This window comes from Luteibacter sp. W1I16, from assembly GCF_050434905.1.
GTDB lineage: Bacteria > Pseudomonadota > Gammaproteobacteria > Xanthomonadales > Rhodanobacteraceae > Luteibacter.
Map to the genome: position 1 here is coordinate 3,623,587 of NZ_JBNDJJ010000001.1, position 23,630 is coordinate 3,647,216.

The 23,630-nt window shown below is 58.3% G+C and carries 22 protein-coding genes and 2 pseudogenes; 1 reads left to right on the top strand and 23 read right to left on the bottom strand.

The genetic code is table 11. The annotated features are described in order from the left end of the window. Positions 1–16: 16 nt before the first annotated feature. From QFZ41_RS15885 to QFZ41_RS15995, 23 genes and pseudogenes are all read right to left on the bottom strand, one after another. Positions 17–1,699: a type IV secretory system conjugative DNA transfer family protein gene (locus QFZ41_RS15885; protein ID WP_429199633.1), complete on the bottom strand. Its 1,683-nt coding sequence runs from the start codon at positions 1,697–1,699 to the stop codon at positions 17–19. Positions 1,700–1,735: 36 nt separating this feature from the next. Further along, positions 1,736–3,169 (bottom strand): XVIPCD domain-containing protein, encoded by a 1,434-nt coding sequence (locus QFZ41_RS15890; protein ID WP_429199634.1) that lies wholly within the window; start codon positions 3,167–3,169, stop codon positions 1,736–1,738. After that, positions 3,166–3,687 carry a hypothetical protein gene (locus QFZ41_RS15895; protein WP_429199635.1) on the bottom strand — a complete coding sequence of 174 codons (522 nt, stop codon included), beginning with the start codon at positions 3,685–3,687 and terminating at the stop codon, positions 3,166–3,168. The genes QFZ41_RS15890 and QFZ41_RS15895 overlap by 4 nt, the downstream gene beginning before the upstream one ends. A 70-nt stretch (positions 3,688–3,757) precedes the next feature. Continuing rightward, positions 3,758–5,188, bottom strand: coding sequence for an XVIPCD domain-containing protein (locus QFZ41_RS15900; protein ID WP_429199636.1), 1,431 nt, complete (start codon positions 5,186–5,188; stop codon positions 3,758–3,760). Next, positions 5,185–5,787: a hypothetical protein gene (locus QFZ41_RS15905; protein ID WP_429199637.1), complete on the bottom strand. Its 603-nt coding sequence runs from the start codon at positions 5,785–5,787 to the stop codon at positions 5,185–5,187. Before QFZ41_RS15905 ends, QFZ41_RS15900 begins: the two co-directional genes overlap by 4 nt. 171 nt (positions 5,788–5,958) lie before the next feature. Continuing rightward, the gene (locus QFZ41_RS15910) at positions 5,959–7,251 is read right to left on the bottom strand and encodes an XVIPCD domain-containing protein (protein WP_429199638.1); all 1,293 of its coding nucleotides are present in this window, start codon (positions 7,249–7,251) and stop codon (positions 5,959–5,961) included. Between the two features lie 80 nt (positions 7,252–7,331). Beyond that, on the bottom strand, positions 7,332–7,976 hold the full coding sequence (locus QFZ41_RS15915) for a hypothetical protein (RefSeq protein WP_429199639.1): 645 nt from the start codon (positions 7,974–7,976) through the stop codon (positions 7,332–7,334). A gap of 75 nt (positions 7,977–8,051) precedes the next feature. After that, positions 8,052–8,567: a DUF4189 domain-containing protein gene (locus QFZ41_RS15920; RefSeq protein ID WP_429199640.1), complete on the bottom strand. Its 516-nt coding sequence runs from the start codon at positions 8,565–8,567 to the stop codon at positions 8,052–8,054. Between the two features lie 60 nt (positions 8,568–8,627). Further along, on the bottom strand, positions 8,628–8,930 hold the full coding sequence (locus QFZ41_RS15925; protein WP_429199641.1) for a DUF4189 domain-containing protein: 303 nt from the start codon (positions 8,928–8,930) through the stop codon (positions 8,628–8,630). 218 nt (positions 8,931–9,148) lie between these two features. After that, positions 9,149–9,622, bottom strand: a complete 474-nt coding sequence (locus QFZ41_RS15930; RefSeq protein ID WP_429199642.1) for a DUF4189 domain-containing protein — start codon at positions 9,620–9,622, stop codon at positions 9,149–9,151. A 92-nt stretch (positions 9,623–9,714) separates the two neighbouring features. Beyond that, the gene (locus QFZ41_RS15935; RefSeq protein ID WP_429199643.1) at positions 9,715–10,113 is read right to left on the bottom strand and encodes a DUF4189 domain-containing protein; all 399 of its coding nucleotides are present in this window, start codon (positions 10,111–10,113) and stop codon (positions 9,715–9,717) included. Between the two features lie 158 nt (positions 10,114–10,271). Beyond that, positions 10,272–10,769, bottom strand: a complete 498-nt coding sequence (locus tag QFZ41_RS15940) for a DUF4189 domain-containing protein (protein ID WP_429199644.1) — start codon at positions 10,767–10,769, stop codon at positions 10,272–10,274. A gap of 8 nt (positions 10,770–10,777) precedes the next feature. Further along, positions 10,778–11,863: a type IV secretion system protein gene (locus QFZ41_RS15945; protein WP_429199645.1), complete on the bottom strand. Its 1,086-nt coding sequence runs from the start codon at positions 11,861–11,863 to the stop codon at positions 10,778–10,780. Positions 11,864–11,942: 79 nt separating this feature from the next. Then, complete coding sequence (locus tag QFZ41_RS15950; protein WP_429199646.1) at positions 11,943–12,740, bottom strand: hypothetical protein; 798 nt, start codon at positions 12,738–12,740, stop codon at positions 11,943–11,945. 33 nt (positions 12,741–12,773) lie between these two features. Beyond that, positions 12,774–15,239: a VirB4 family type IV secretion/conjugal transfer ATPase gene (locus QFZ41_RS15955; protein ID WP_429199647.1), complete on the bottom strand. Its 2,466-nt coding sequence runs from the start codon at positions 15,237–15,239 to the stop codon at positions 12,774–12,776. Positions 15,240–15,296: 57 nt separating this feature from the next. Beyond that, entirely contained in the window at positions 15,297–15,611 is a 315-nt protein-coding gene (locus QFZ41_RS15960; protein WP_429199648.1) for a type IV secretion system protein VirB3, read from the bottom strand. Further along, entirely contained in the window at positions 15,604–16,032 is a 429-nt protein-coding gene (locus QFZ41_RS15965; RefSeq protein ID WP_429199649.1) for a TrbC/VirB2 family protein, read from the bottom strand. Before QFZ41_RS15965 ends, QFZ41_RS15960 begins: the two co-directional genes overlap by 8 nt. 703 nt (positions 16,033–16,735) lie before the next feature. Next, a pseudogene (locus QFZ41_RS15970) lies at positions 16,736–17,236 on the bottom strand (lytic transglycosylase domain-containing protein); the annotation flags it as partial. Between the two features lie 38 nt (positions 17,237–17,274). Continuing rightward, the gene (virB11, locus tag QFZ41_RS15975) at positions 17,275–18,315 is read right to left on the bottom strand and encodes a P-type DNA transfer ATPase VirB11 (protein ID WP_429199650.1); all 1,041 of its coding nucleotides are present in this window, start codon (positions 18,313–18,315) and stop codon (positions 17,275–17,277) included. Positions 18,316–18,322: 7 nt separating this feature from the next. After that, positions 18,323–19,588: a TrbI/VirB10 family protein gene (locus QFZ41_RS15980; RefSeq protein ID WP_429199651.1), complete on the bottom strand. Its 1,266-nt coding sequence runs from the start codon at positions 19,586–19,588 to the stop codon at positions 18,323–18,325. Further along, positions 19,585–20,307 (bottom strand): TrbG/VirB9 family P-type conjugative transfer protein, encoded by a 723-nt coding sequence (locus tag QFZ41_RS15985; RefSeq protein ID WP_429200266.1) that lies wholly within the window; start codon positions 20,305–20,307, stop codon positions 19,585–19,587. Before QFZ41_RS15985 ends, QFZ41_RS15980 begins: the two co-directional genes overlap by 4 nt. A gap of 89 nt (positions 20,308–20,396) precedes the next feature. Next, the gene (locus tag QFZ41_RS15990) at positions 20,397–21,425 is read right to left on the bottom strand and encodes a VirB8/TrbF family protein (RefSeq protein ID WP_429199652.1); all 1,029 of its coding nucleotides are present in this window, start codon (positions 21,423–21,425) and stop codon (positions 20,397–20,399) included. Positions 21,426–21,584: 159 nt separating this feature from the next. After that, positions 21,585–21,929 (bottom strand): annotated as a pseudogene (locus QFZ41_RS15995) (hypothetical protein); the annotation flags it as partial. Positions 21,930–23,089: 1,160 nt separating this feature from the next. Here QFZ41_RS15995 and QFZ41_RS16000 point away from each other — a divergent pair. Continuing rightward, entirely contained in the window at positions 23,090–23,599 is a 510-nt protein-coding gene (locus QFZ41_RS16000) for a CinA family protein (RefSeq protein WP_429199653.1), read from the top strand. The last annotated feature ends 31 nt before the right edge of the window (positions 23,600–23,630 follow it).

Sequence of the window (23,630 nt, forward strand, 5' to 3'; positions counted from 1 at the left end):
CGTGTATGCGGTCTTGTCAAATGGAGAGTGGTTCGATCTTCGCCTTTTCCATCAGCCGCGACGTGAAGTATTTGTCCTGGTAGTAGCGGATCTTTTCGCACATCACCGGGTGAGGAATACCTTCATAGAGGAACACTTCCTTCTCGGTGCCCATGGCTTTCAATTCCTGCGGAAGCATGAGCGCGCGCTTCTCTTCGGAATGGCTCTTGGAGACGTCACCCTTCTTGCTCTTGGTGATGTTCTCGCGGCGCACGGTCGTATAGCCGAGCATGTCGGAGTAGTCGTTGGCATCCTGCTGTTCGCGCGGGGCGTAGACGATCTGCAACGCGTGATTGGTGATGACGGTGCGCGAGACATCCTTGCCGTAGGTGGCGTCGAGCTGGGCCATGCTCTGGATGATGGGAAGGAGGCGAATGTTGTAACCCGCCATGTACGACACTGCCGAGGCGATGATTTCCACCCTGCCGATGGAGGTGAACTCGTCCATGAGCAACAGGCATTGGTGCTTCAGGGTCGGGTCGTTCTGCGGCAACACCTTGGTGTTGAGGTTGATGAGCTGGCTGAAGAACAGGTTCACGATCAGTTTGCTCTCGGCCAGCTTGTTCGGCTGGATACCGATATAGATCGTCATCCTCTTCTTGCGCACATCGGTGAGCAGGAAATCGTCTTCACTGGTGGCCGCGTCCAGCACGGGGTTGATCCAGGCGTTCAATGGTTCCTTGAAGGTGCCGAGGATGGACGCGAAGGTTTCGTTGGCCTGCGAAAGCAGGTTGGCGAAGGCCGATTGAGCGTTGGCGCTGAGGAAGGGTTCTTTCGAGAGTCGCGTATACAGCTCGCGCAGGTCGGTGCCGTCGCCCGACGACAGGCGATAGATCATGCCCAGGGTGGGCTTGCTGCGCACGATCGCCGGCCGGCCCTTCGCCTCGTCGTCTTCCCACTTCTCGCAGAGGTACAGCGAGAAGGCCATGAAGGCGTTGCGCGCCTGGCTCACCCAGAACTTCTGGTCGTCGGACACGTCGGGATAGAGCATCGAGGCGATGCTCATGAGATCCGACACGCGGAACGCGGGATCCTTGGAGACGTAGCTCAGTGGATTCCAGCGGTGCGTGCGACGGTCTTCGGCAAAGGGGTTGAACAGGTAGATTTCCTGCCCTTGTGATTTGCGCCAGCCACTGGTCAGGTCGAAGTTCTCCTGCTTGATGTCCAGCACTACCACCGATTCCTGGTAGTCGAGCAGGTTCGGGATCACCACGCCGACGCCCTTGCCCGAGCGGGTGGGGGCGGCGAGGATCACAAACTGCTGGCCGGGGAGACGGACGAGGTTACCCTTGAACTTGCCCACGAGGATGCCATTCGGGGCGGGGGAGAGCATGTTTTGCTTGCGCAGATCGGAGGCGGTGGCGAAGCGGGCGTCGCCGTGCATGGAAGCCTTCTTCTTTCGCATGAGGAAGAAGAGACATGCGCACCATGTCAGCAACGGAAGTCCGAAGCCGAGGCCACCAGCGGTCTTTATCTTCCACGCGTACGACTGCACCTGGGGCAGATCGAGCACGCGCAGGTAGTCGACGTACGTACCCAGCTTTAGCGGCACCTGCCCGAGCCTGAGGAACAACAGCGTCAGATAGCCGGAGAAAAATTCGCCGGCGATGAGTGCTAGTACGAGCAGTCCGGCCGCCCAAAGTCCCCTGGTTCTTGTCATCGTGTTTCTTGCCTCTTCCTTTTTCGTTCTTCAATGTCACGGGCCAGGTGCTGGCCGCGTCCTTTCCTGGGTCGTCTGCTGGACTGCCGCTTGCGCCTGTTCCTGGGCGCGTGCTGCAACTTGCTTCCATTCAACGCTGCTTTCAGCTACCGACGTCTGCGCAGCCTGTTGGGTCTGCACCTCGGTCAACTTCTTCAAGGGCGAGTTCAGGTCACCCTGAACGCCGTAGATGCGTAACGTGTCGTCGCTGAGAACGGCACGATCGATACGATCGAGCCCGTCCTTGCGGGCGGATACGACAAGTTTTCCGGCGACGTTGTCGCTCGTGACGTCCGGGGTGCGGGAATGCGCCCGATCGAGTTGATGAACTGCTTCGCGGGCCTGCTTGAACAGCCCGTGGTCCGGATGGGCGACGTGGTCCAACGGCACGGAAGGCTTATCGTGTTCGAACCATGACCCGGGATGGGTGAGGGTGTTCCATCCGTCGGCGATACCGTTGCCCAGGTGCTGCGCACCCTGCTTCAGATGGTCGAGGCCCTCCCGCGCTTCGTGGACCACCTGGGTGACACCCTTCTCGATGGCTCGGGCACCGTGTTCGACCGCCTCTGCAACCCGATGTTCGACGGCATCCTTGAACTCCCCGATGGCCTTGGGAATTTCCCAGGAAGCCGACAGGCCCAGACGAATATCTCTTACGTCATTGCGATACCGGTCGACCATGCCCTCGTGCGCGCGATAGCGGGCCTGATTCTCGGGGGCGATGATCGACTGACCGAGAAGTTTGCTATCTGGCACGAAATTGTCGATGGCGTGCGCGTCGAAATCCGTCGCCTTGATCGGATTACGGGGGCTCAGGATGCCACTGTCGTCGCGATAACCGGCGTGCGTCAGGGTATCGATATCTTTCTGCGCGGCATAGATCCTGACCTCGCCGAAATGTGGGCTCGCCGCGCTGACCAGATCGCCGGCCCGTACGTGATCGATGACCTGTGTTCCGCCCTCAGGCACCCCTTCTCGCAAACCGGCGGCCCCATAGGCGTTAAAGGTCTCGCCTTTCAAACCATATTTAGATGCGTTCAACTCGGCGAGGGTGCCGCCAAGGGAATGACCGGTAACCGTGACCTGCATCGGACGGTGATGCAGATCGGCTTCCAACTTCGCACGTTCGAGCACGCGCTCCGTGAACGCTTCTGAATCGGAACGCTGCAGGTTCAGGCCGGTGAGAACCATGCCCACATCCACTCCGCCATCCTGCACCGGCTCGCGATCGAACTCCGTACCACGATACGCGATGACGATTTCACCCGTATCCATCCGGCGATATGCCGTGGCCTGAAATCCCGTGAGCGGATTGCTCGCAACATCGATGGCCTCATAGGCAATGCCACCGAGTTCTTTCGGCTTGTTGAGGACCGGATCGTGGTACGAATCCTGGGCGAGTAAGGCGTAGTCCGTGGATGAGAGGCTCATGGATGCTTCTCCTCGGCATGGACGGTGATGGAGAACGTGGCGTTGGCCTCATCCTGGTATTGCGCGCGATCCGTCTCGCCGACGTCCACACGATCCAGGTGCGTCGTCGCATAGGAGCGATTCGAGTAATAGCGAGTGACGGGCTTGCCCTTGAAGAGTTCGTCGCGGAAGAGCGGCGCGCTGAAATCGACCTGTTTCACAAAAAGGTTCGCGCTCGCCGCGACCACCGCCCAATGACAGACTCCCTTGCCGTAGTAATCTTCGTCCTGGAGAAGGTCGGCGAACACTTCACCCTTGTAGACGTTGTTTCCGGCTGGCGTAAGAGTGATAGGTACGCGTTTCTCGGGCGCCACGGTGGCTCCGGTAACCGGCGTCAGCGGCACGCATGCTTCGTTGGTCACTCGGTAGTCCACCACTCCCTCGACGCGATCGAACGGGCCGGGCGCCCCATCCACCTTGACGGTGATTTCGTAGCGCATCCGCGGATGGGGGTTGAACTTGATATCGGGCTTGTTCATCGTGGCACCGTATGCGGCGGAAGTCAGGGGGAGGAGCGTGGCGAATAGAGCGGTCGTTGATCTCATCGGCCTACCTGCTCATGGCCGGTCCGGCCGGCGTGTGATTTTGTTGCTGCAGGGAAAGTGCTTGCGAAGGCACCTCTTGAACGGATGGTTGTCGCACCGTCAGGTCATGGAGCGCGGATGTGTTTTCCTTGACCGACGTGGAAATGCCAATCTCGGTGGAAATATCGGCGACCTTCTTGAACGGTGAATTCAACTCGCCCTGTACGGCGTAGGCCCGTTGGGCGTCTTCGCTCAGGGCTACGTGGTCGATACGGCTCATGCCCTCGCGTCGCGCCGCGACGGTTAGCGAGGCGGCCAGGTTTTCACTCAGCGTGTCTGGCGCTCGGCCGTGCTTCGTATCCAGCTGATAAACGGCTTGGCGCGCTTGCTCGAACAATAGGTGATCAGGATGCGCGGCGTCGTTTAGTTGCGGCGGGTTTACCATTTTCTCGAGTTCCGATGAACCGTATTTCGATCCCCACAACGTCGTCGCCGCTGGTTCCGCGACCAGTCCGGCCGCGCGCATGACATCTACCGCGTCCGACGCGGCATGGCGCGCCCCCGTTCCAATAAGCTGCGCGCCGTGCTTGGCCTGGTCCGCTGCGGTGTGACCGGCAGCTAGCATCCCGTCGATAACCATGTCGCGGGTTTCCCAGATGACCGAGGCGTGTTTTCGAATCTCGAAGACATCTGCGCGGTATCGGTCGATGATATCCCTGTTATCTCGATACAATTTCTCTCCTTCCGGAGAGATGATCGAGGTAACTGGTCGGTCGCCGGGCGGGGCAAAATTTTCTACTCCGTGCGCACCAGGGTCTAGCGCCTTGACGGTTCTAAAGATGTCGAAATGTTCGCTGGTATAACCAGACTTGGTGAATGCTTCGACGTCTTTGGCGTTTGCGTAAACTCGAACCTCGCCGAAATGGCGACTCGCGGCGCTGACCGGATCTCCCGCGCGAACATGATTGATGACGCTGTGTCCGCCTTCTGGAACGTCTCGATACAGACCGGCCGCACCGTAGGCGTTGAAGGTCTGGCCATGTAGTCCGAAACGTGCGCCATTGATCTCCGCAAGTGTCCCGCCGAGCGAGTGACCAGTCACTGTCACTTCGTAAGGTAGCCGCCTTCCGATCGAGTCTTCCTTGGCTCTTTCGAGTATTCGACGAGTAAATCGCTCCGCGTCGGCTTGTTGGGCGTTGAATCCGCCGAGAACCATTCCCACGTCAACCAATCCATCCCGGATCGGTTCTCTATCGATTTCCGTTCCTCGGTACGCAATGACGATATCTGGCGTACCAATTTTTCTATACGCGACGGCCTGAAAGCCAGAGGCGGTGTCTTCTGCTCGGTCGATGATCGTGTAAGAAATCCCTCCAAGTTCAACCTCGGAAGTTTGTCGCTCTGTCACATAGCTGTCTTTGGCGATCAGCGCATAATCCAGCGGTCGGAGAGTCACTTGCGAATCTCCTTTGTGCCGATGCGTAACGAGAACGCATCGTTAGGAGTCTCAAGTTCCTTGATGTCCATAGCTCCGGACACAAGACGAGTGATCTCGTTTCGCCGGTAGGCCTCACCAGGAAAGTAGCTGACGGAACCCCTCTCGCTCATCAGGTCGTCATGAAACACCGCTGCGTGAAATGTGGTGTTTCGTCTCCTTAGATCCACGCTCACAGCTATCAATTTCCAACGGCAGATGCCCTGACCGAAGTAGTTTGCGTCCTTTATTGCGTCAATTGCGACAATACCTTTGTAGGTATCGACGGCTACTTTCTGAAGTGAGAGTGGTAGTACTTTTCTCGGAATGTCCCTGGCACCTGAGAAAGGCGCCGGCGGAACGCAGTCCTCGTTCTCTATGCTGTAGTTGACCTGTGCTTCGACTAGATCGAATGGTCCAGCGACTCCTTCAATATGAAGGAGAACCTCGTATTGTTCCTTCGCTTCGTGATTAATCTCTATCTTCGGTGCTTCCATGTTTCCACCACATGCTGTAAGTGAAAGAAACAGGCCAGGGACGGTGACCTGCACGATCCGTCGCATGAGGCCCAGAGGGTTCATGCGGGGAGGTGCGCTAGGGACGAATCGCGCAAAAAAGGGATCACCAGGTGCCTGAGACACCGAGTGAAAGTTTGAAACACGAGGGCAGGCACCTTCTCGCAGCTGAAGTCGGATCTGCAATGGGGGTAAGTCCGGACCTGCCGAGCATACGTAGTCATATGGCTCTCCGGGTCACACGCCGAACGTAGGCTGCGAAGAATGTGGCTGGGGGCCGGCTTGCCTTTGGGATTGCTCGTTCGTGGGGTCGGCGGGCAGGGACTTGGCCAATGCTTCCGCGCTCTGTGCGACCGGCGTATTGACGGCTTGCGCCGTCGGAACCTCGGCGATGCGCTTGTGCGGAGAATTCATGTCACCGGCCACGGCGTATGCGCGGCTGGCATCCTCGCTCAACACGACATTGTCAATTGACGTCAGGCCTTCCCGTTTCGCAGCGACTGTCAACGAGGCAGCGAGGTTATCGCTCTGTTGATCCGGCGTTCGCTGATGCTGGGCATCCAGACGATGCACGGCTGTGCGGGCCTGTTCGTAAAGCGCGTGATCGGGATGGGCCGGGTTGTCCAACCGGATGACAGGCGTCGCCTGTCGCGTAGCTTCCGCATGGATCTGTTGTTCGATGGCTGCCAACGTCTTCGGCCCGGCAACCCCGTCCACCACCAGTTGGTGGTCGCGTTGATAAGCTTCGAGCGCGGACCGTGTTACCGGGCCAAGGTGTCCGTCGGTATGCAGGGGCTGATGACGGTTATCGGTGTAGCCGAGGCGGGCGAGATTTGCCTGGAGCGCGCGCACATCTTCCCCGTGCATCCCTTCCTTCATTGCCCGCTGCTCTGGATCGGCATGCCTGGGCGAGGGCGAAGGATAACCGACGGTACCTTCGCCGAGGCGCTGCATCACTTCGGGTGTCAGGCGACGCTGCCAGTCCTCGAAGCGGGCTTCGCGATCTTCCAGGCCGTTGTACTTGCCGTTGACCGCAAGGGTCGCTGCGCGCACGTTTTCACGAGCGGCCTCCGGTACCCGGTTCTCCCAATACCAGACGGCGATGCGCGACGCGTTCTGCGGTTCGGCTGCGAGTTCGGGATGACCGACCAGGTCGAGATCGAGCGCCTCGCCGGCGGCGCGGTAATTATCCTTGCCCGTGAGTTGGATGTAGCCCCGTCCGTGGTAACGCCAGCCATCTCCCGGTTGGTCGTTGCCGTTGCGCCCACCGTACATGAGTTCGGCCAAGCGCTCCGGGTGGCCCTGCAGGGCCTGCACCCGGGCGGACTCGAGCGCCTCGGGGCCTTCACGCCACGCCGATTGCACCGGGATCTGCGAGATGTTTCGGGTATAGCGGAAGCTTTCTTCCAGGCGGTTGAGGCCATTCGATTCATGGGTGACCTGGGCCATGAAATTGGCCAGTTCCCTTGGGGATGTGATGCCGGCGGCTGTAGCGTCCGCCAACATCTGTGTTTCACGATCAATCGTCATGTGTAACTCCTGTTTGACTTACGCTCGGCATCGCCTCCTGCGTACCTTATAACCCGCCGATCCGGACGGGGTTGATGCAATTAAGGCAGAGTGACCTCTGGCAGCTTTGATGGATCGAAATCCTTGAACGATACGACACCCAGTTCCTTCGCCTTCAGGTCGATGTGCTTCTGCTTGCCAGTATCGATGTCGGATACGGAGCGCTTCACCTTCGTGGCGAACCAGTCCTTCTTGTCCGCGGCATAGGTGAAGGTATATTCGTCTGACCAGCGTTCACGGCTGCCGCCGCCATTGGCGATGGTGAACGCGCCGTGGGTAATACGAGCGTAGCCATAAGGGTCGCCTGCTGTGCCCCCGCAGGTGCCGCAAGGAACAACCAAGGCGTTCGACGCCGCCTTTTGCAGATGGCCAGAAGCATCGCGCGTAAGCAATACAACATCGCGCCTGGGACCTTCGCCCAGCTTCTCGTTACCGGTGGGCGTCGGCTCGAGTATCAACAGCACACCGGGTTGGCCAGTTCCAGTCAGGTCGCCAGTTTGCGAATCGAGGATCCTTGTGCCAGCAGTGGCAAACGATTTGATGTCGTCCATCTGGCTTCCTTTGTCTTGCGCCGTGGCGGTCTGGGCAGGGTGGGGCTTGGCATAGGGATTGGAGGATTGGGCGTTTGCCGCCGAGATGGCGAACAGTCCGACTGCGATGGCAGCAGTGTGAATGCGGTATCTCATGGAACCACCTGCGTAAGTCAATATTGCAATTGGTCGGTCAGGACGCGGCTGATCTCACTACGGGTACCTGATGGGTCATTGATACACGGGCTGTACGCATTTCGAATACATGATTTGGCAGTTTGGATCTTTCCCCTTCTTGCAACTCGCGATCGCAGCCGATTTGGCAGTTCCTGTAGTGGGGCCGGATGCCGTTGCAAAGATGTCGCTGCTAAGCGCCATTGCGATACATCCATTCTTCGCTGTCACGATGATATGACAGGTCTTTCCGCCCTTGGCCATACAGGTAGCCAGTGCGCTGTTTTCCGCCTCTACCCTTGTTCGGCTATCCGCAGATTCGCCAAGCACTCCCTTGTCGGTATCCGCACTCAAGGATGCCCAGCTCGCAACCGCAGTCGGCCCAATGAAAGTGTCATTCGTGCCGCCAGGTTGCATAGAATTTCCGATAGGTACGCAAGATATCCATCCGCTCCCTTCCTGAGGCACTTGTCCTGGCGGACATCCACCTTCTGCAATCGCAAATGAAGGGGCCAACGCCATGACAGTAAGCATCGCTTTCGAGCAAGGTCGCATGGTTAATTCGACTTCCATTGTAGAGATCTCATTCCTTCATCCGATAGCCGATCCTGCGTCGCTTCGCTGGCAGGCCCATCAGTCTGCTATTGCGGGAAAGACGCATGCAGAAAAATAGACTTGGCAGTCCGTGTCGGGGGCATCTTCACACTTCTTCTTTCCATTTGACTCTGCTTGCCGCTGCGATGGCCCATCTGAGGTGACAAGCATTTTTTTGCCTACGATCATCGCTGCACATTGATTCTTTACAGATGCAATGACATGACAGGTAGCCCCTCCCTGGCCTTTACAATCGATCATGGCTGTCTGTGTAGCGTCCGATTCAGATACGCCGTTGATGCCCTTGCCAAGAATCGCCTTGCCCGAATCGACCACGAGCACGAGCCATCTGGCTTCCTTCCTTGGTCCACGAAATACGTCATCGGTCCCTTGGCCGTTCGGTGTTGCCATCGGGATACATGTCCGCCAGCCCTGGCCCTGTTGAGGATACTGGCCAGGGGGGCAGCCTCCTTCTGCGCTGGCCGCGGAGGAAAGCGACAGAACAAGCACAAACGCTAGAAAAGTACCATGGATTGGATTTAGTTTATGAAGGGAAATCACTATTTGACCTGCGACGGTAAACTGCAAGCTGAATAGTAGACAGTGCAAGCATTGTCATTCTTGGTGCACGTTTCGGTAGCATTGTTTTCAGCAGTGAGCTTGGTCGGTCCAGATCCCGTAGTCAGCAACTTGGTGCCCACAACCATAGCGACGCATCCATTGCCGTAAGAAATGGCGACCGCGCATTGGGTGCCACCTTTACCTGCACAGTCACGGATCGCGGAACTCTCGGCGTCCATCATGTTTGCCTTGTCAACGGACGTTCCGAGAATACCTTTGCTTGTATCCGTAGCAATTGCTTGCCAGCGATCTTCCCAGCGGGGTTCGGCCCTGCGCCCCCGGCCGGTATTTTGATTGGGAATAGGAACGCAACTCTGCCACCCTTGTCCCCGTTGAGGAAGTTGGCCAGCGGGGCAGCCGCCTTCGGCGGCCGCAGTGCCACATGACAACATAGAGAGCATGGCGAACCTCATGAATATTTCTTTGCTTCGCACTGGTGTAGGGCTGACCCGCTTGTTAGGAGAATGGAGCGCTTTGGACGATGGATTCTTGTTAACTCAGGCAGTCAACTAAATCCCTGATAGACGGCTTGTACGCATCTTGAGTAAATGATCTGGCAATCCGGATCCTTCCATTTCTTGTACTTCGCAATCGCAGCCGAGTTGGCAGTCCCTGTCGTAGGCCCGGATGCGGTCGCCAAGATGTCACTACTCACCGCCATTGCGATACATCCGTTCTTCGCGGTCACGACGATATGGCAACTTGTTCCGCCTTTGGCAACGCAAGCATTCATCGCACTACTTTCAGCATCGGCGCTCGTGCGACTATCAGCGGATTCGCCGAGCACTCCCTTATCGGTATCTATGCTTACGGACGCCCAGCTCGCGACCGCTGTCGGTCCAACGAAAGTATCGTTGGCGCCACCAGGTTGCGCGGAGTTTCCCATCGGCACACAGGACTCCATCCGTTCCCTCGCCGAGAATACTGGCCGGAAGGACAGCCCCTTCCGCGAACGTCGCAGGAGGTGAGAAAGTCGTGGTCAGTAGTGCAATGAGAACATGCAAGTTTACGATTCCTGTCATTCTCGCATGGATGCATCCGGGAGACATACAACTTCACTCCCTACTCCGGGACCGGTTGTACGCATGCTGAGTAATAGACCGTGCAATTGGTGTCGGGACTGCTCTTGCATGAGTCAATCGCTTTGGCCTCGGCTTTTCTTTGGATCGGGTCGCCCGCTGTTGTGAGACGGTTGTTTCCGACCACCATCGCAACGCAGCCGTTCTTTGCTGTGACAATTGCATGACACGTTAGGCCGCCTTGGGAAGCACAATCGCGCACCGCTGAATTCTCTGCTTCGGCTTCTGTCCTGCTTTCTGCTGATTTACCGAGTATGGCCTTATCGGTATCGACTGCTACCGAAATCCACCGAGCAGTCCACTGCGGGCCGACAAAATTATCGGAGGGACCCTGCTGTTGCGATGCCCCATTTACTGGGATACATGAACGCCATCCGTTGCCTTGCTGAGGAACTTGCCCCGGGGGACACCCCCCCTCTGCATAGGCGAGAGCGGTGCGGGAAAGCGCAGCTAATAGGGCGATCTTTACGTATGCTCGCATGACTAATTTCAAGTCCTATGAACGGAGTTTTTCACTTCGTCCGACTGTTGAGTTGGCCCTGATCCCGTTGCGAAACGCGGTGTAAAGTTTCCCGGACGCTCATTATCGCCTCTAGAAATTGAATACTGACTATCGCCCCCAGCAAGCTTATGCCCCGCCCATGACCCAGGCGGTTGCCCATTGGGGCCTATGCTGCTCCCCGCCCCGCCAAACGCAGAGTACGTCAGGAAATTGCCCAGGGTGCCCTGGAAGAACATGGCGGCCATGGGCGGCACGGAAACTATCAGGGCCGTCAGCAACAGGCCGATGCCGCCTTGTTGCATGGCGATGCTGTTCAAGCCTTCACTGCTGCTGCCCAATAGTTTGTTGACGATCTTCGCGCCCCACATGGCCTCGCTGATCTTGATGGTGAGCGTGAGCACGATGCTGCACACCACGCTGAGGAGGGCCATCGAGAATACGGTACCGATGCCGTACATGAGCCAGCGTTGGAATAGCGACTTTGTCTGGTCGAAGATCAGGCAGAGGATGAAGAGTGGGCCAAGGCCGATAAAGAGCGCCATGGCGAATTGGTAGAGGAGCAGCATCACGCCGGCCGCCATCGGAGGGCTGGCCGATCCGAAGGTTGCTATCCACGACGCCCGTTCTTTGCTTGCGAGCATTTCCGCATCGGTGGGAACGACTTGTACCGAATTGATCGTGCTCAATGCCAGCTGAGTCCAGGCAAGGTTGCGGTCGATCGATTCGGCGGTTGTATTGTTGCCGTCACCGGTGAAGAGTTCATGGACCTCCTTGTCCAGGTCGACGGTCAGGAAGTGGTGAAGTCCTGTGCCAGCTACAGCCATCGTGGTCGCGGCTCCAACGATGACCACGATACGTCCCATGTTGAGTACGGTAGCCATGAGAGGTTCCCGGGATTGTCCGGTCAGGATGCGATACCCCTGAAGGAGGATCCAGATCGTCACCAGAACCAGTGCAATCGCGCTCGCCCACGACATCATGCGGCCCATCAGGTCCATGCCGAACTCGCTGATCTGCGTGTTGAGGTAATCGTAGACCAGCCGAAAATAAATATAACCAGTAATGTTTGGCATGTTGCCTTTGTCCCTGTGTCGCGCAAGCCGTGGCTAGCGCAGTTGTATGTAACGAATCCGTGCCGTCCGTGTGGCTGGATCAGTTGAATGCGGCTTTCAGGGCCGCGGCATCGACGACGGTGCCGAGGACACTGGGTGAGCCGTTCATCGCTCGCCGGGAAAGGTTCGCCTGCATGGTGAGGAGCATGTCGATCTGTGCATCCGCCTGTTTCTGGTTCGACTCCCACTGAGCCCGGGCCGTGCTCAGCGTCTGGCCGAACTCCGTCAGCTGCGCAGCGAAGGCAGTCGTATTACCCTCGGATTCCCCGATCTTACCAATCAGGCTGGTCTGAACGTTTTCCATCTCAGTGCCTTTCTCCGCCACATAGTTAAGGTAGCGGACCGTGTCGTTGTACTTGATGTTTTTTGCCTGGACGATGAGGGCGCATATTTTTTGTTGTTGCTCAATGACATCGCCATTCATGTCCGGAAGAAGCTTGTCCAGTGCGGAGTCGAGGACGCCAGCGAGTCCGCCGGAGGCAACCCGGCCCGGGCACTCGACTTCAACGCCAAAGTCCTCAGCTACTTCCGTGAACTGGTGCTTGAGTTTGAAAAGCGTGAAGTTGAGGTGCTGAAGTTTGTTGAGCTGCGTCTCCCAGAACGCGGCTTGCTTCGTATAATGATCGAGGACCTGCTGATAATGCTGTGCCGTATCGATCCAACGACCGTACTGTTCCCAATAGTTCTGGAGAGCGTTGACGATGGCGGTGTAATCGATCACCGGGACACCTGCCCGGGCCGGTTCGGTATGGGTGCCGCAGGCAAGCGTGAGCGCCGCTGCTGCCGTCACTTTGAGAAAATTGTGGTGCAGGGTCTTCAAAGGAGTCTTGATGCTCATGGCGTCTTCCTGTCCTGAATCAATAAGTGGGAATTAAGCGACGCGCTTCGACGACGACGGAGTGGGGCGCGGCGAGGGCCTGCCTTTGCCGCTACCTTTCCGATTTTCATAGAACGTTTCCAGCCATTGCTCAGGCCTCAGATCGTCAGGAGATACGCCCTCACTTTCGGCGCGTGCCTTAATGATCTCGTGCATGATCTCGATGTTGTCTGTGGACGCGGAAATAACGGACAAGGCATCATCGAGTCCGCGAAGATTCAACTGGCAAACAGCGGATGCGTGGCCTTGCTTGACAAGGAAGCAGCGTGACCTTTCGTCAAGGCTGACGACGACCTGGTACTCGGCATCGGTAAGCTTCAGGCCGTCGACGTAGTCTTCCCTGCTGGCATTGGGATTGGGAAGGAGAATCATCGTCGCCGTTTGCTCGATCAACGCGGCAGAGATGTCGCTTGCCAAGGCATCTTCGGGACTTTGGGTCGCGAAGATGCCCATGCCGTTCTGCTTTCGGATGGTCTTTTGCTTGTTCTTCGCGAATTCCTTCAGACCGCCCTTGCCGTCGAGGATTTTCCAGAACTCATCCATCACATAAATGAGGCGCCGGCCATCGATAAGATCTTCCAGCCTGTGGAGGAGGTAGTTGATGACGGGGGCGCGGACTTCGGCGTTGTCGATGATGTCCGTATAGTCGAAGCCGATGATGTTGGCCTTCTTGAGGTCGATCGTATCTTTAGGGTTGTCGAAGACCCATCCGAGCGAGTTGCCGGCGGTCCACTTACGCATACGAATGAAGAGGCCATCATCGCCCAGGTTCGGCAGGCTCTTCTGGAAATTCGTCATGTTGCGCAGGTGCATCGGGGTGTCGAGCATGTTTTCCACTGCGCGGAAGACGTCTTCTTCCTCACGGGAGCTGTACACGCTCTTGCCAATGAGTACCTTGATGAGATCCGCGAGGAACTGCACGTTCTCTTCCGTGCGCTCACAATGGAAAGGATTGAAGCCGGTCGGTTTGCCATTTTCGAGGGCTAGGTAATTGCCGCCGCAGGCACGAACGAAAATTTCAGCACCGCGATCCTTGTCGAAGAAGAAGATGGTAGGCGACGGATCGAGCTTCTGTACCTGGCTGAGCAGGAAGTTGATCAGTGCTGTTTTGCCGGTGCCGGACTTGCCGATGACCATCGTGTTGGCGATCGCCTTCTCACCCAGGGAATTTTCCGCGGGATGTGTGGCGTGGAAGTTGAAGTAGTAAGGCTGTCCGTTCGTGGTCTGCAAGGTGGTGACACAGTTGCCCCACGGGTTGTTTTCCTTCTTGCCCGTGGCGAAGTTGTGCAGCGGAGAAAGGCCGAGGAAATTCAACGAACTGACGTTGGCCAGGCGCGTGCGGTACTTCCAGTTACCGGGAAACTGTGCATAGAAAGCCGCAGTGACGGCCAGGTCTTCTTTCACGGAGACGAAGCCGGCATTGGATAGTTCGGCCCGGGTGGACGCGATCTGCTGAGATAGCAGTTCCTGGCTCGCCGCATAGATGGCTATCGAGAAGTGGTACTCGCCCAGGACGAAGTTGCCCGAGGCGAGCTGATCCATCGCGTGGTCCAATTCGATGATCTGGCTGACGGCCTTGTCACCGGACGAGATCATCATTCCTTTCGTACGCTCGAGCGCCGAAAGCGCGTTCTGTCTCCCCATGGGAGAGAAGGAGTGCGTGATGACGTATTCGAAGTCGAGGTACTTAAGGCCGTTCAGGATGCCCGGATAGGTACTTTCCACGTACTCCTTGACATTCAGAATGGCGCCGAAGTGGTTCTGGCCGTCGGGCGTGGTAAGGACGAAGTCACCGGTCTTTGCCGAGAAACGCTGGCGACTGACGGGTAGATAATCGTAGATAGGTGCGCTCAGCGAAGGAACGGGCTCGTCCAGGCGATTGAGGATGTAACCGTAGAGCTCGAGGATTTCGGAAAAGACAATGCCGTTGGGTGCCTCGTAAAGGCCCAGTCGATACGGTGCGTAGTCCTTCAAAACGGCTTCGACGTTACCTGCGAGCTCCAGTATGGTGCCTATCGCCTGGGCTTGTTCCTGCTCGAGCCGCTCGATATTGGCGCTCTTTTCGATCCACCGCTTTCCCTCGACGACCGGGCGGTAGATCATCGTCAGGTAGAGCTCGTTCTGCATGAGCTTCTGACCGGATAGCGACGCGTAGTACGCATCCGACAGGGCCTGATTGAAAGCCTGGCTGAATTTGGATCCGTCACGGATAGGACGGCGCCGCCGGATGTCGTGCACCCAGAATGCGACGTTCGGATAGTCCGGTGCCCTCAACGTCTGCAGCATTCTGTTGAAGGTGTTGTGGCGATGCTCGATTTCCCATTCTTCCCGGCCGACGAACGGAAGGCCCGCCAGTCGCCACACGAGCATGAAGTCACCTCCAGTCGTTTTCACGACCGTGGGTGAGACATGGCTCGAGAGCGTGATGTGGGAGGATATAGGCGCGTCGGGCGTAAACATGTTTGCTATACCGTTAGGAGCTCAAAAGGCCCTGGCATGAACTGCCAGGGCGGATTCCTATTTCTTCCGTTTGTCCTTGGCGGGATCGCGGTAGCTGTTGGGCGTGAATACCCACATGCCGCCGTGCTCCTGCACGTTCCTGATCCGGGTCTTGAACTGAAAACGCAGTCCAAGCAGACGAAAAATCATTTCGTCGCGCTTCGCCATCATCCGCATGATGAAGATGACGACCGGGATGAGAAGCAGGAACCAGTAATTGAAGTACATGGCCAGCAGCAGGCACGATCCGGCGCCCATGAAGAAGGGCACGTAGGGCACACCCATGAACATGGGTGGGCGAGTGCAGCCGCGGAACAGTACGTTCTTATGCATGGAAGTGCAGGAAATGCATCGCTACCTGCATGACGTTCATGATCATGCTTACGCCGCTGGTGCCCGGGCCCTGGCATTGATTGGTATCGGTGGTGTCGTCGCCGACGACGGTCTTGGCGATCTGTGCAGCGGCGCCGATCAGTACACCGCCGATGAGCGCGGGCGTAACGTCGGAAATCCGCTTATGGGCGAACGCGATCTGGTACCCGGAGAAGATGACCGCCACGGTCACGACAACGATCGAGGCCGCATTCAGGATGCCCTTGATGCTCGTAAAGAAGCCGCAGACCTTGTCTTTCGTATCCTGGGCAAACGCGAGTTCAGGCATCACGAATAGGGCAATCACGGCAAACAGCGCAACCGTATGGAGGAGCGGATGCTTCGACTTGGCGATGGTGGTGCTGAGGGTAGACAGGGACATCGTTGGGTTCCTTCGTTACGGTTTGAATCGAATGAGGCGGCCTGACCTATCCGCCTGTGCTGAAATGGCCACGTTCCGCGCGGCCAGCGGTGCGAGGGCGGCCGGCATTCCATCCGGCATCTGCCTCGAGTCAGAACACGAAGGCATCGTCCGAGCCTCCGTTACGTAGATCGGCGTTGTCTACCGCGGGTCGCGATGGCGCCTGTGGCGGTTGAGGTGCCGCACCTGGCACGGGATCGTTAGGACCGCGAACCCGAGGAACGAACACGTCGTTGAAAGACGCGGGTTCGGCTTCGTTCCCAGCGGGCGAAGAGGCGGATATACCGATCTGAGACATGACGGCGGCTGTTCCCGGGTCCGTGCGGATTTGTCCAGGTTGGAGTTGTGTGTTCTGCGGTAACTGGGCACCGATTTGTTTCATCAGTGCGGCCGTCGCCGGATCGGTGGGAATCGGGCCAGGCGCAGGGTCCGGGGTATTGACCAGAGCCGGATTGGTGATCGGCACGGAACCGGGGATTGAAAGGCCGGTATTGCCTTCCTGCATGTCCTGTAAGTCCTGCATGGTCTGGCCGGAACCATTCGGCATGCCGGTAGCGGCGGCGAGCGCCGGTGAGATAGCCGCGGATGTCGCGGAATCAAGAACACTCCGCATCGCTACGCGGTACAACGGGCTATCGGGGGTGACTCCCTCGATCCCTTTGCCGACGCTGGCCACCCTGGTAGGAGCCGTGCCGGTCAGCGGTATGGGTTTCGCACCGGCGAACGTCCCACTGCGCGCCATGGAGTCGAACACCCGCTGGACGTAACCGTCCTGGTACCCGGTCGTGAAATTTCCGGAGTAATAGCAGCTGAAAGCCTTGCCCCAATCTTTGCCTGCGCTGGCATAGCACTGTGCGAGGATCCGAGATCCAGCCACGAGGTTGGGACAGTATGCGAACGCCTTTTCGTACGTATCGAGACCGTACTTTCCGAAGTTGGCGCGGTTTACCTGTGCAATACCAAGCGAGTAGTTGTAGCCCCGTTCCTCGAGCATCCGAACAGTGGCGACTGCCTCGGGCAGGTTTTGAGGCTGGCGCACAAGTTGACCGCCCACCACGCCAATGGCGTATGGGTTACGGCTCGACTCTACGTTGACGACGTGTTGCATCACCTCAGCCGGGACGGCGAGGTTTTGGCAGCTCATCATTTCCAGTCCTGGTAGCACCTTACAACTCCTGTCTAATGACCCAGTGGTTGATCGCTCTATCCCCCGTCCGCGCCCAGCGCGCGAGCCGGATTGAAATCGATGCCCGTGATATATCGCCTGCCAGCATGTGCCTTGATATGTACGACGATGTCGATGGTCAGCATCAAAAGACGCTTGATCGTTGAAAACTCGAGTCCAGCACCTTCGGTGGAGGCCTTCACCATCAGCGCCAGCTGATCCCAGGTCTGCTCGACACTGCCTGCGTGGCAGCTTGTGATCGACCCGGGGTGGCCGGATGCACAGTTTCGGATGAAATAGAACGACTCGTCGCCTCGTAGCTCCGCAAGAATAATGCGGTCGGGTTTCATGCGAAGGCAGGCCTCCATGCAGCTTTTGGCGGTAACGTTGGCTGCGCTTTGCCCGCCCTTGGAATAGAGCAGGTGAACTACGTTCGGCTGGTCGATGAACAGTTCCCGGGCATCCTCGATCGTCACAAGGCGCTCGTCGGCCGGGATGTGATTTACCAGCGACTTCATGAAGGTGGTTTTGCCGCTGCCGGTGGCACCGGCGACGACGATATTCTTCTTGTTGAGCACGGCATGACGAAAGAAGTCCGCGTAACGTCGCTCTCCACGCAGTTCGAGCAATTCCTTATCTGTCTGCGATATCGTGTTGGCACCTTCGAGAATCTCATCGAAGAAGCCATCTTCGCGATACTGTTCCAACGTGCGGGTTTGTTTTGAAGGAAGTCGGATCGTGATGGACACCCGGCCGGCTTCGCAGGCCGGTGGAATGACAAACTGGGCGCGTTGCCCCGTCGGGAATGTCAGCGATACCACCGGGTCGGTGTCCGTGATCCGCTGGCCCGTGTTGCTCTCGTTGACCACGGCAGTGCAGAACTGACGGGCGCGCTCGAACGTCAACGAAGGAACTTCCACGCGCTGCCAACCCCCTCGGCGCTCGAGATAGAGCTCTCCGGGGCGGTTGATGCAGATCTCCGTGACATCCTGCGCGGCCAGGAAATCCCTGACTCCCAGCACCTCGTACTGGTAGTCGAGAAAATCCGTGCTGACGGCAGCGAGTGCGCTTTCGCTCATGCCGTTCTCAATACCGTGCGACCACGCCCGCGAAATCCACGTCTTTGGCGACATAGATGGCGAGAACGGTTCCTTGATTGATAGTGACGGTTGCAGGCCGGTTTGACGCGCGCCGGACTGCCTGGTTCGCAAGCTGCTGAATCGTAGCGGCGGTATTGCTCTCGAACGGGGTCTGCGTGACGACGCCGTTGCTGATGGTGGTCGTCCGGGGGCCGTGCTCCGCAGCTTCGTACTTGAATGCATCGCTGAGAAGACTGATCAGCAAGGCGGCGCCGATTCGGCTACCCCAGTGGGCATTGTAATGGCCCGGATGTCCCGCACCGCCAAGCGTGTCGATACCGGGGCTCGCCATATTCACGTCGATTCCAGTCGGCGTGACGATGCGATCCCAGATCACCGCGACGCGCGGTCCATCGGGTTCCATATCGTACTTGCCGAGCACCTTGGACCCTTTAGGTAGGAGCAGGCGCTTCCCGGTGAACGAGTAAACCGGTTCGGTAACGACGCAGGATGTGAATCCAGGGATATCCGTAATGATGCGGGTTTCGAGCACGCAACGAATGAACGTGCCGCGCAACATCAAGGTATCGGGGTGCGTGAGCGGTGCAGCACTTGACACATCAGGCAGCGCGCCCGCGGTATAAGCGAGATTGTTGTTATTGCTCATCCGCGGAGCGGCCTGAGGAACGCCGCCATTGGGATCCGGCATCATGTACCCCTGCATGGGATTGCCTGTGCCGCCAGGCCCTCCACCAGTAATGCCGTTGGCGACACCGGTGGTGCCTTGGCTTGCCGCAGCGATGCGGCGTTCGAGCAAGGTAGGACCACGCGGGCGTTCGGCCTCGTTTGCCTCGCGAACGGGTTCGCGTGGAAGCTGAGTGGCGAGGGGGATCGGTTCCGGCTGACGCGGCGGCGGCAATACGGGTGGTGGTGCCGGCGTGGGCGCCATCGGCGCTTCCGGAACGGTCACTGTTTCCTCGCGTTGCTTGGGTTTCTGCTTTTCGCCGCCCAGGCCTCCGAACGCCCAAACGGCGATGACCACCAGTAGCAAGGCAATGCTGGCAAGCAATCCCAGCGCACGTCGATTCATTCGGCGCATGTCGCTGGTGGTGAGTTGGGGCGCGCCGCTGTCGAGGTCAGGCTGCGCGTGGCGAGTCTGCGAGACGTACGGATTTCCCGCCAGCGGGTCGCGTTGATCGGCGGCATTGTCCTGGGGCGACGTGTTGCCGCGGCCAGACTCGTCTTCGGGGTGATGTGGCGTGTTCGGGCTCACTTCTTTGTGTTCCTTCGCAGACCCACGACGTTGTTGTCGTGACGAATAACCAGGTAAGGGTACGTGCCGTGGACAACGAGGGTATTGCCCTCCACGGTCGTATTGACCACCGAGTCCTCTCCATGTTCTTTCTCACGCATGTACACCGTCGGGAAGTTACCCGTTGGGAACTGCTTGAGGTCAGGCATCTTTATATAAGTGAAGCGACCGTCGTCGTACACGTTGGTCGGGACCAGCCAGATGGCTGTTCGTCCCGTCTTCGAATAGTCATAGTCGAAGTTGTAATCGCGTCCCTTTACGAGCTCCGTGTCGAGCATGGGCGCAGCCTCGACCTTCTTCGTTTCCGCCATGAAACTCGTGTCGGCGGGATAGTTGAAGACGATCTTGTACTGCACGCCTGCACGGCGAGCCTGGTCCAGCGTCTTCCAGTCGGTGGCGACTACCTTGAGCTCGAAGATATACGAATGAGTGGCTGTACGAATCATCATGTTCGTATCCACGTCGACATTCTTCGGCTTCACGTAGAAAACGTTGTCGCGCCGAGTGAGGTCCCAACCGCTACTGAAGCCCGTGCTGTAGTCGAGGATCTTTTCGCTCGGACTCAACTCGATTTGCGTGGTGATTCCCAGTCCGGTCCGCACCTGATAGATGCCGTCTGCGGAATACTCATAGGTGGTGAGGGCGGGTGATGCGGTCGGATTGGACGCCGGCGGAAGCATTTGCGAATTTTCTGCGAAAGCGAAATGACCAAGGCAAAGGGCTGCGGCCCCTACGGCACTTCGCAGGCTCAGCTTGCTGGATGGATTCATCAACGGCGCCCTCCATTGGCGGCGCTTCGTGGAGTGGAGCGGACCGCCGGAGCGGTCGCGGTGGGAGTCACGGAAGCGCCAGGCGCGGCCGCGGGATATACGGGGGCGTTTGGGAGAGGCGAAGGTGGGAGGGCTCCGCTCTGGAGTGTGTCCTGTGCGAGTGGCACGGGGTTCGCCTGGCCGGGCTGTAATGTCGCGGCTGGGGTGGGCATGTCGTCGGGATCCATCGACTGTTCGAGAGCCGCCGGCGCGGCAGCAGCAGGCGCAACGCCGGCGGCAGCAGGCTGCGGAACTTCCGCAGGCACCGAATTTCCGTAGTCATTGTCGACGCGGTAACTGGTGACCTGAAAGCCTAGCGGATTCTCGATTCGGCTTTGGTCGTCCATGCGGAGGTTTGGCTTGTATACGAATTCCATCGTCGCGATCTTGCTGTCGAGTGGAGTGGTGCCCCCGTTGGCTTTGTCATACACGCTGCGCTGAAAGCGCACCGTGGCACCCTTCGGAGTCGCGTTGATACCACCGCCGATAAGTACGATGCTAAGGATCTTGACCCTGATGGCCTTGTTCGTTCCGTACAGCTTATATGGGCTGTATTCGTTGCCTGGCGAGTGCAAGCTCCGGTATGGGCCCGATACATTTGGCGCAGCCATGGTCATCACCGTGGGCCAGTCGCGCATGTTCGTGAGTGCCAGGTCGTAGGACTCCCGGGCGAGCACGAAGTGAGCAATGTTGCTACGGTTTACCGCTTCGCTGGTGGTGACTTGCCGATTGACGACGTCGTCCGTCAGGCGAGCGAGCGAACTGGTCCCTGAATATGGATCCGCGAGCACCAGGTAGGGCACCTTCTCCTTCAACGGGAGAATGTAGAAGTAGCCACCGATGAGGCACAGGGAAACCACAAGAGAGCAGGTAGCCACTATCCACGCCCGTTTTTCGTTCCGTCGAGCGATATCGGCGATGGTTACCTCGAAGTTGACGCTCCGCGCGACCGTCTCGTCGATCTTCGGCGAATTCTTTTTCTTCAGCATTGTGACTGGCTGCCTGTTCGTTGTTGCTTACGCGGCCGGCTACTTCGTTTCCGCGGTGGTGTCGGCTTGCTCGGAGGGAGCAGGCGGCGCGGGTGTGTTTGCGGGTTTCGGGGCGGCTGTCACAGGTTTCGAAGCTGGTTGCGGCGTAGTGATGGCGTTGACTTCCTCAACGATGAGGTCTGGACCGTTGACCATGACGGCTACACCTTGCGGGCCGTAGATCGTGCTGATCTGAGAGGCCGCATCACGTAGTTCCGAGGTGTGGATGGCAGCCGCGGCTTTCGTCAACGTGAAGTCCGAACGAAGCTTGTATTGCAGTTTCATTCCCGTGTCGCTCGTCCACCGCGTCAACATCGTCTTCAACGTCCCGTCCATGGGCGCGGCGTAATAGGTGTACGGGACGGCGAGTGGAATCTCAGTGGTCTTGTCCTCAAACCGGTTCACCGGTTTCCAACGTCCCCCGAAATCCTTGGCGGCTGGGGTGCCACAAGCGGAAAGCAGCATGGCGAATGCGGAGACAAGGCAGATGGAAAGGGCAGGGGGCAGGGTTCTATTCACGCGTGGCTCGTATTCATCAGATGACCAAAGAGAAAACGTCGGCAGCGCTTCGCTCGGCTTGTCGCCGCGTGCGAAGCCGGAAAGCGTTTACATCGTTATGAAGGGCGCAGGGCGGCGCGGCAGGCGAGGTAGCCCTCCTGCCCCTGGATCAGTCGATGTACCGCCGCGCGGAATGCGCTGGCGGAGGTGACGCCCCTGACAGTAGCTGGAGCCTTGAGCCAACCGGCTCCGAGCGACATGCAAATCATCCATACAACATCCTGTAGGAGCGCGTAGGCGCCCTTGCATAACGTGCCAGCGAAGAATGGTCATGCGCTTGAGTGGCGATGCGATGATCGCCTACTCAGAGTTGCGCCTTACTGACCGTGTATTCCCCACCCCTGATGCGGACCCCTGTCCGCGATGTAAAGATAACGCAACGACAAATTCCTGACTAGTGGTGGATGTGCATGTTTTTGGGACTCTTGTCACACATTCTGGGCATGTAATATGCCTGAAACGCGCCAAAGTATTGACGGGTTCGCTCCGTACGCGCGCGTTGCGTCACGTAACTGCCGGATTCGTGCATGTCTCGTGAAGGTTGCGGTTGTAACCATTAAGCGTCCTTCTGGCTGCGCCATAAGTTGTCATTCAGTCGTGTCAGCCGTGCGACATCCTCTTTAATCCAAGAGCTTGGAGGAGCCGGTCGAATGGGGGCACCGGCGGCGCGGCGGGCGTATGTGAAATGCTGACTGAACGGCAAGCGTCACGTCAGTGGATGAGTGTCAGGGTGCGTTGTCGGCATCCGTCTATACCGCCATGCGGGCGCGCCCGCGAATGCCGCGTCGGATGGTTTAGAAGGACCAGGCAAACGGATGGCGGAGACCGCCCGGTTGCCAATGTGCGCGTCTTATGAATATCCCTTGCCGTGCGGCCTGTGGCGGTCCTTCCAGCAGGGGAACGGCAAATTTATGAGCATCCAATTGTCAATGCAGTCGTGCATGGTAGAAACGTATTTCAATCGAGACAATAGAATAATTCTCAAAAAAACAGTTTTCTGACGATCCACACGTCGACACCGCGAATCGTCGGTAGTAGAACCTCTCCCTTTAGCGATAGGACCCCCAATGGATTCCGCAGTCATTCCCTCAGACGCCGAGCTCATGGCGCTCGCGCAGGATGTCGCTGCCGCCGCGCTGGAGCGGCGGGTGATGGTCGCCACCGCCGAATCGTGTACCGGCGGTTGGATAGCGAAGACGTTGACCGATCTGGCAGGGAGTTCGGCCTGGTTCGAGGCCGGTGTCGTCAGCTATAGCTATAGCGCCAAGGAGGCTCTCCTTGGCGTCAATCCCCGCACCCTTGAGCGGACCGGTGCCGTGAGCGAAGAGACGGTGCTCGAGATGGTCTCGGGGGCGCTGGCCCGGTATGGCGCGGGTGTAGCCGTGGCGGTCACAGGCATCGCGGGCCCCTCCGGTGGCACGCCGGAAAAGCCCGTCGGAACGGTATGGATCGGCTGGAAGCGGCGCGGGGGCTACGCTCACGCCAGGCTCTACCATTTCGACGGGGATCGCGAGGCGGTCCGGCGACAGACGGTGGCCGCCGCGCTTGTTGGAATGACCGACGAACTAAAGGGCTGAACCAGGCCGCCTATGGCAAACTTGGCGATTG

What these genes read in the sequence shown, in the direction of transcription:
- QFZ41_RS15885 (WP_429199633.1), bottom strand. Translation starts at nt 1,699, where the DNA reads ATGACAAGAACCAGGGGACTTTGGGCGGCCGGACTGCTCGTACTAGCA.
- QFZ41_RS15890 (WP_429199634.1), bottom strand. Translation starts at nt 3,169, where the DNA reads ATGAGCCTCTCATCCACGGACTACGCCTTACTCGCCCAGGATTCGTAC.
- QFZ41_RS15895 (WP_429199635.1), bottom strand. Translation starts at nt 3,687, where the DNA reads ATGAACAAGCCCGATATCAAGTTCAACCCCCATCCGCGGATGCGCTAC.
- QFZ41_RS15905 (WP_429199637.1), bottom strand. Translation starts at nt 5,787, where the DNA reads ATGAACCCTCTGGGCCTCATGCGACGGATCGTGCAGGTCACCGTCCCT.
- QFZ41_RS15910 (WP_429199638.1), bottom strand. Translation starts at nt 7,251, where the DNA reads ATGACGATTGATCGTGAAACACAGATGTTGGCGGACGCTACAGCCGCC.
- QFZ41_RS15915 (WP_429199639.1), bottom strand. Translation starts at nt 7,976, where the DNA reads ATGAGATACCGCATTCACACTGCTGCCATCGCAGTCGGACTGTTCGCC.
- QFZ41_RS15920 (WP_429199640.1), bottom strand. Translation starts at nt 8,567, where the DNA reads ATGGAAGTCGAATTAACCATGCGACCTTGCTCGAAAGCGATGCTTACT.
- QFZ41_RS15930 (WP_429199642.1), bottom strand. Translation starts at nt 9,622, where the DNA reads ATGAGGTTCGCCATGCTCTCTATGTTGTCATGTGGCACTGCGGCCGCC.
- QFZ41_RS15935 (WP_429199643.1), bottom strand. Translation starts at nt 10,113, where the DNA reads ATGGAGTCCTGTGTGCCGATGGGAAACTCCGCGCAACCTGGTGGCGCC.
- QFZ41_RS15940 (WP_429199644.1), bottom strand. Translation starts at nt 10,769, where the DNA reads ATGCGAGCATACGTAAAGATCGCCCTATTAGCTGCGCTTTCCCGCACC.
- QFZ41_RS15945 (WP_429199645.1), bottom strand. Translation starts at nt 11,863, where the DNA reads ATGCCAAACATTACTGGTTATATTTATTTTCGGCTGGTCTACGATTAC.
- QFZ41_RS15950 (WP_429199646.1), bottom strand. Translation starts at nt 12,740, where the DNA reads ATGAGCATCAAGACTCCTTTGAAGACCCTGCACCACAATTTTCTCAAA.
- QFZ41_RS15955 (WP_429199647.1), bottom strand. Translation starts at nt 15,239, where the DNA reads ATGTTTACGCCCGACGCGCCTATATCCTCCCACATCACGCTCTCGAGC.
- QFZ41_RS15960 (WP_429199648.1), bottom strand. Translation starts at nt 15,611, where the DNA reads ATGCATAAGAACGTACTGTTCCGCGGCTGCACTCGCCCACCCATGTTC.
- QFZ41_RS15965 (WP_429199649.1), bottom strand. Translation starts at nt 16,032, where the DNA reads ATGTCCCTGTCTACCCTCAGCACCACCATCGCCAAGTCGAAGCATCCG.
- virB11 (WP_429199650.1), bottom strand. Translation starts at nt 18,315, where the DNA reads ATGAGCGAAAGCGCACTCGCTGCCGTCAGCACGGATTTTCTCGACTAC.
- QFZ41_RS15985 (WP_429200266.1), bottom strand. Translation starts at nt 20,307, where the DNA reads ATGCTTCCGCCGGCGTCCAATCCGACCGCATCACCCGCCCTCACCACC.
- QFZ41_RS15990 (WP_429199652.1), bottom strand. Translation starts at nt 21,425, where the DNA reads ATGCTGAAGAAAAAGAATTCGCCGAAGATCGACGAGACGGTCGCGCGG.
- QFZ41_RS16000 (WP_429199653.1), top strand. Translation starts at nt 23,090, where the DNA reads ATGGATTCCGCAGTCATTCCCTCAGACGCCGAGCTCATGGCGCTCGCG.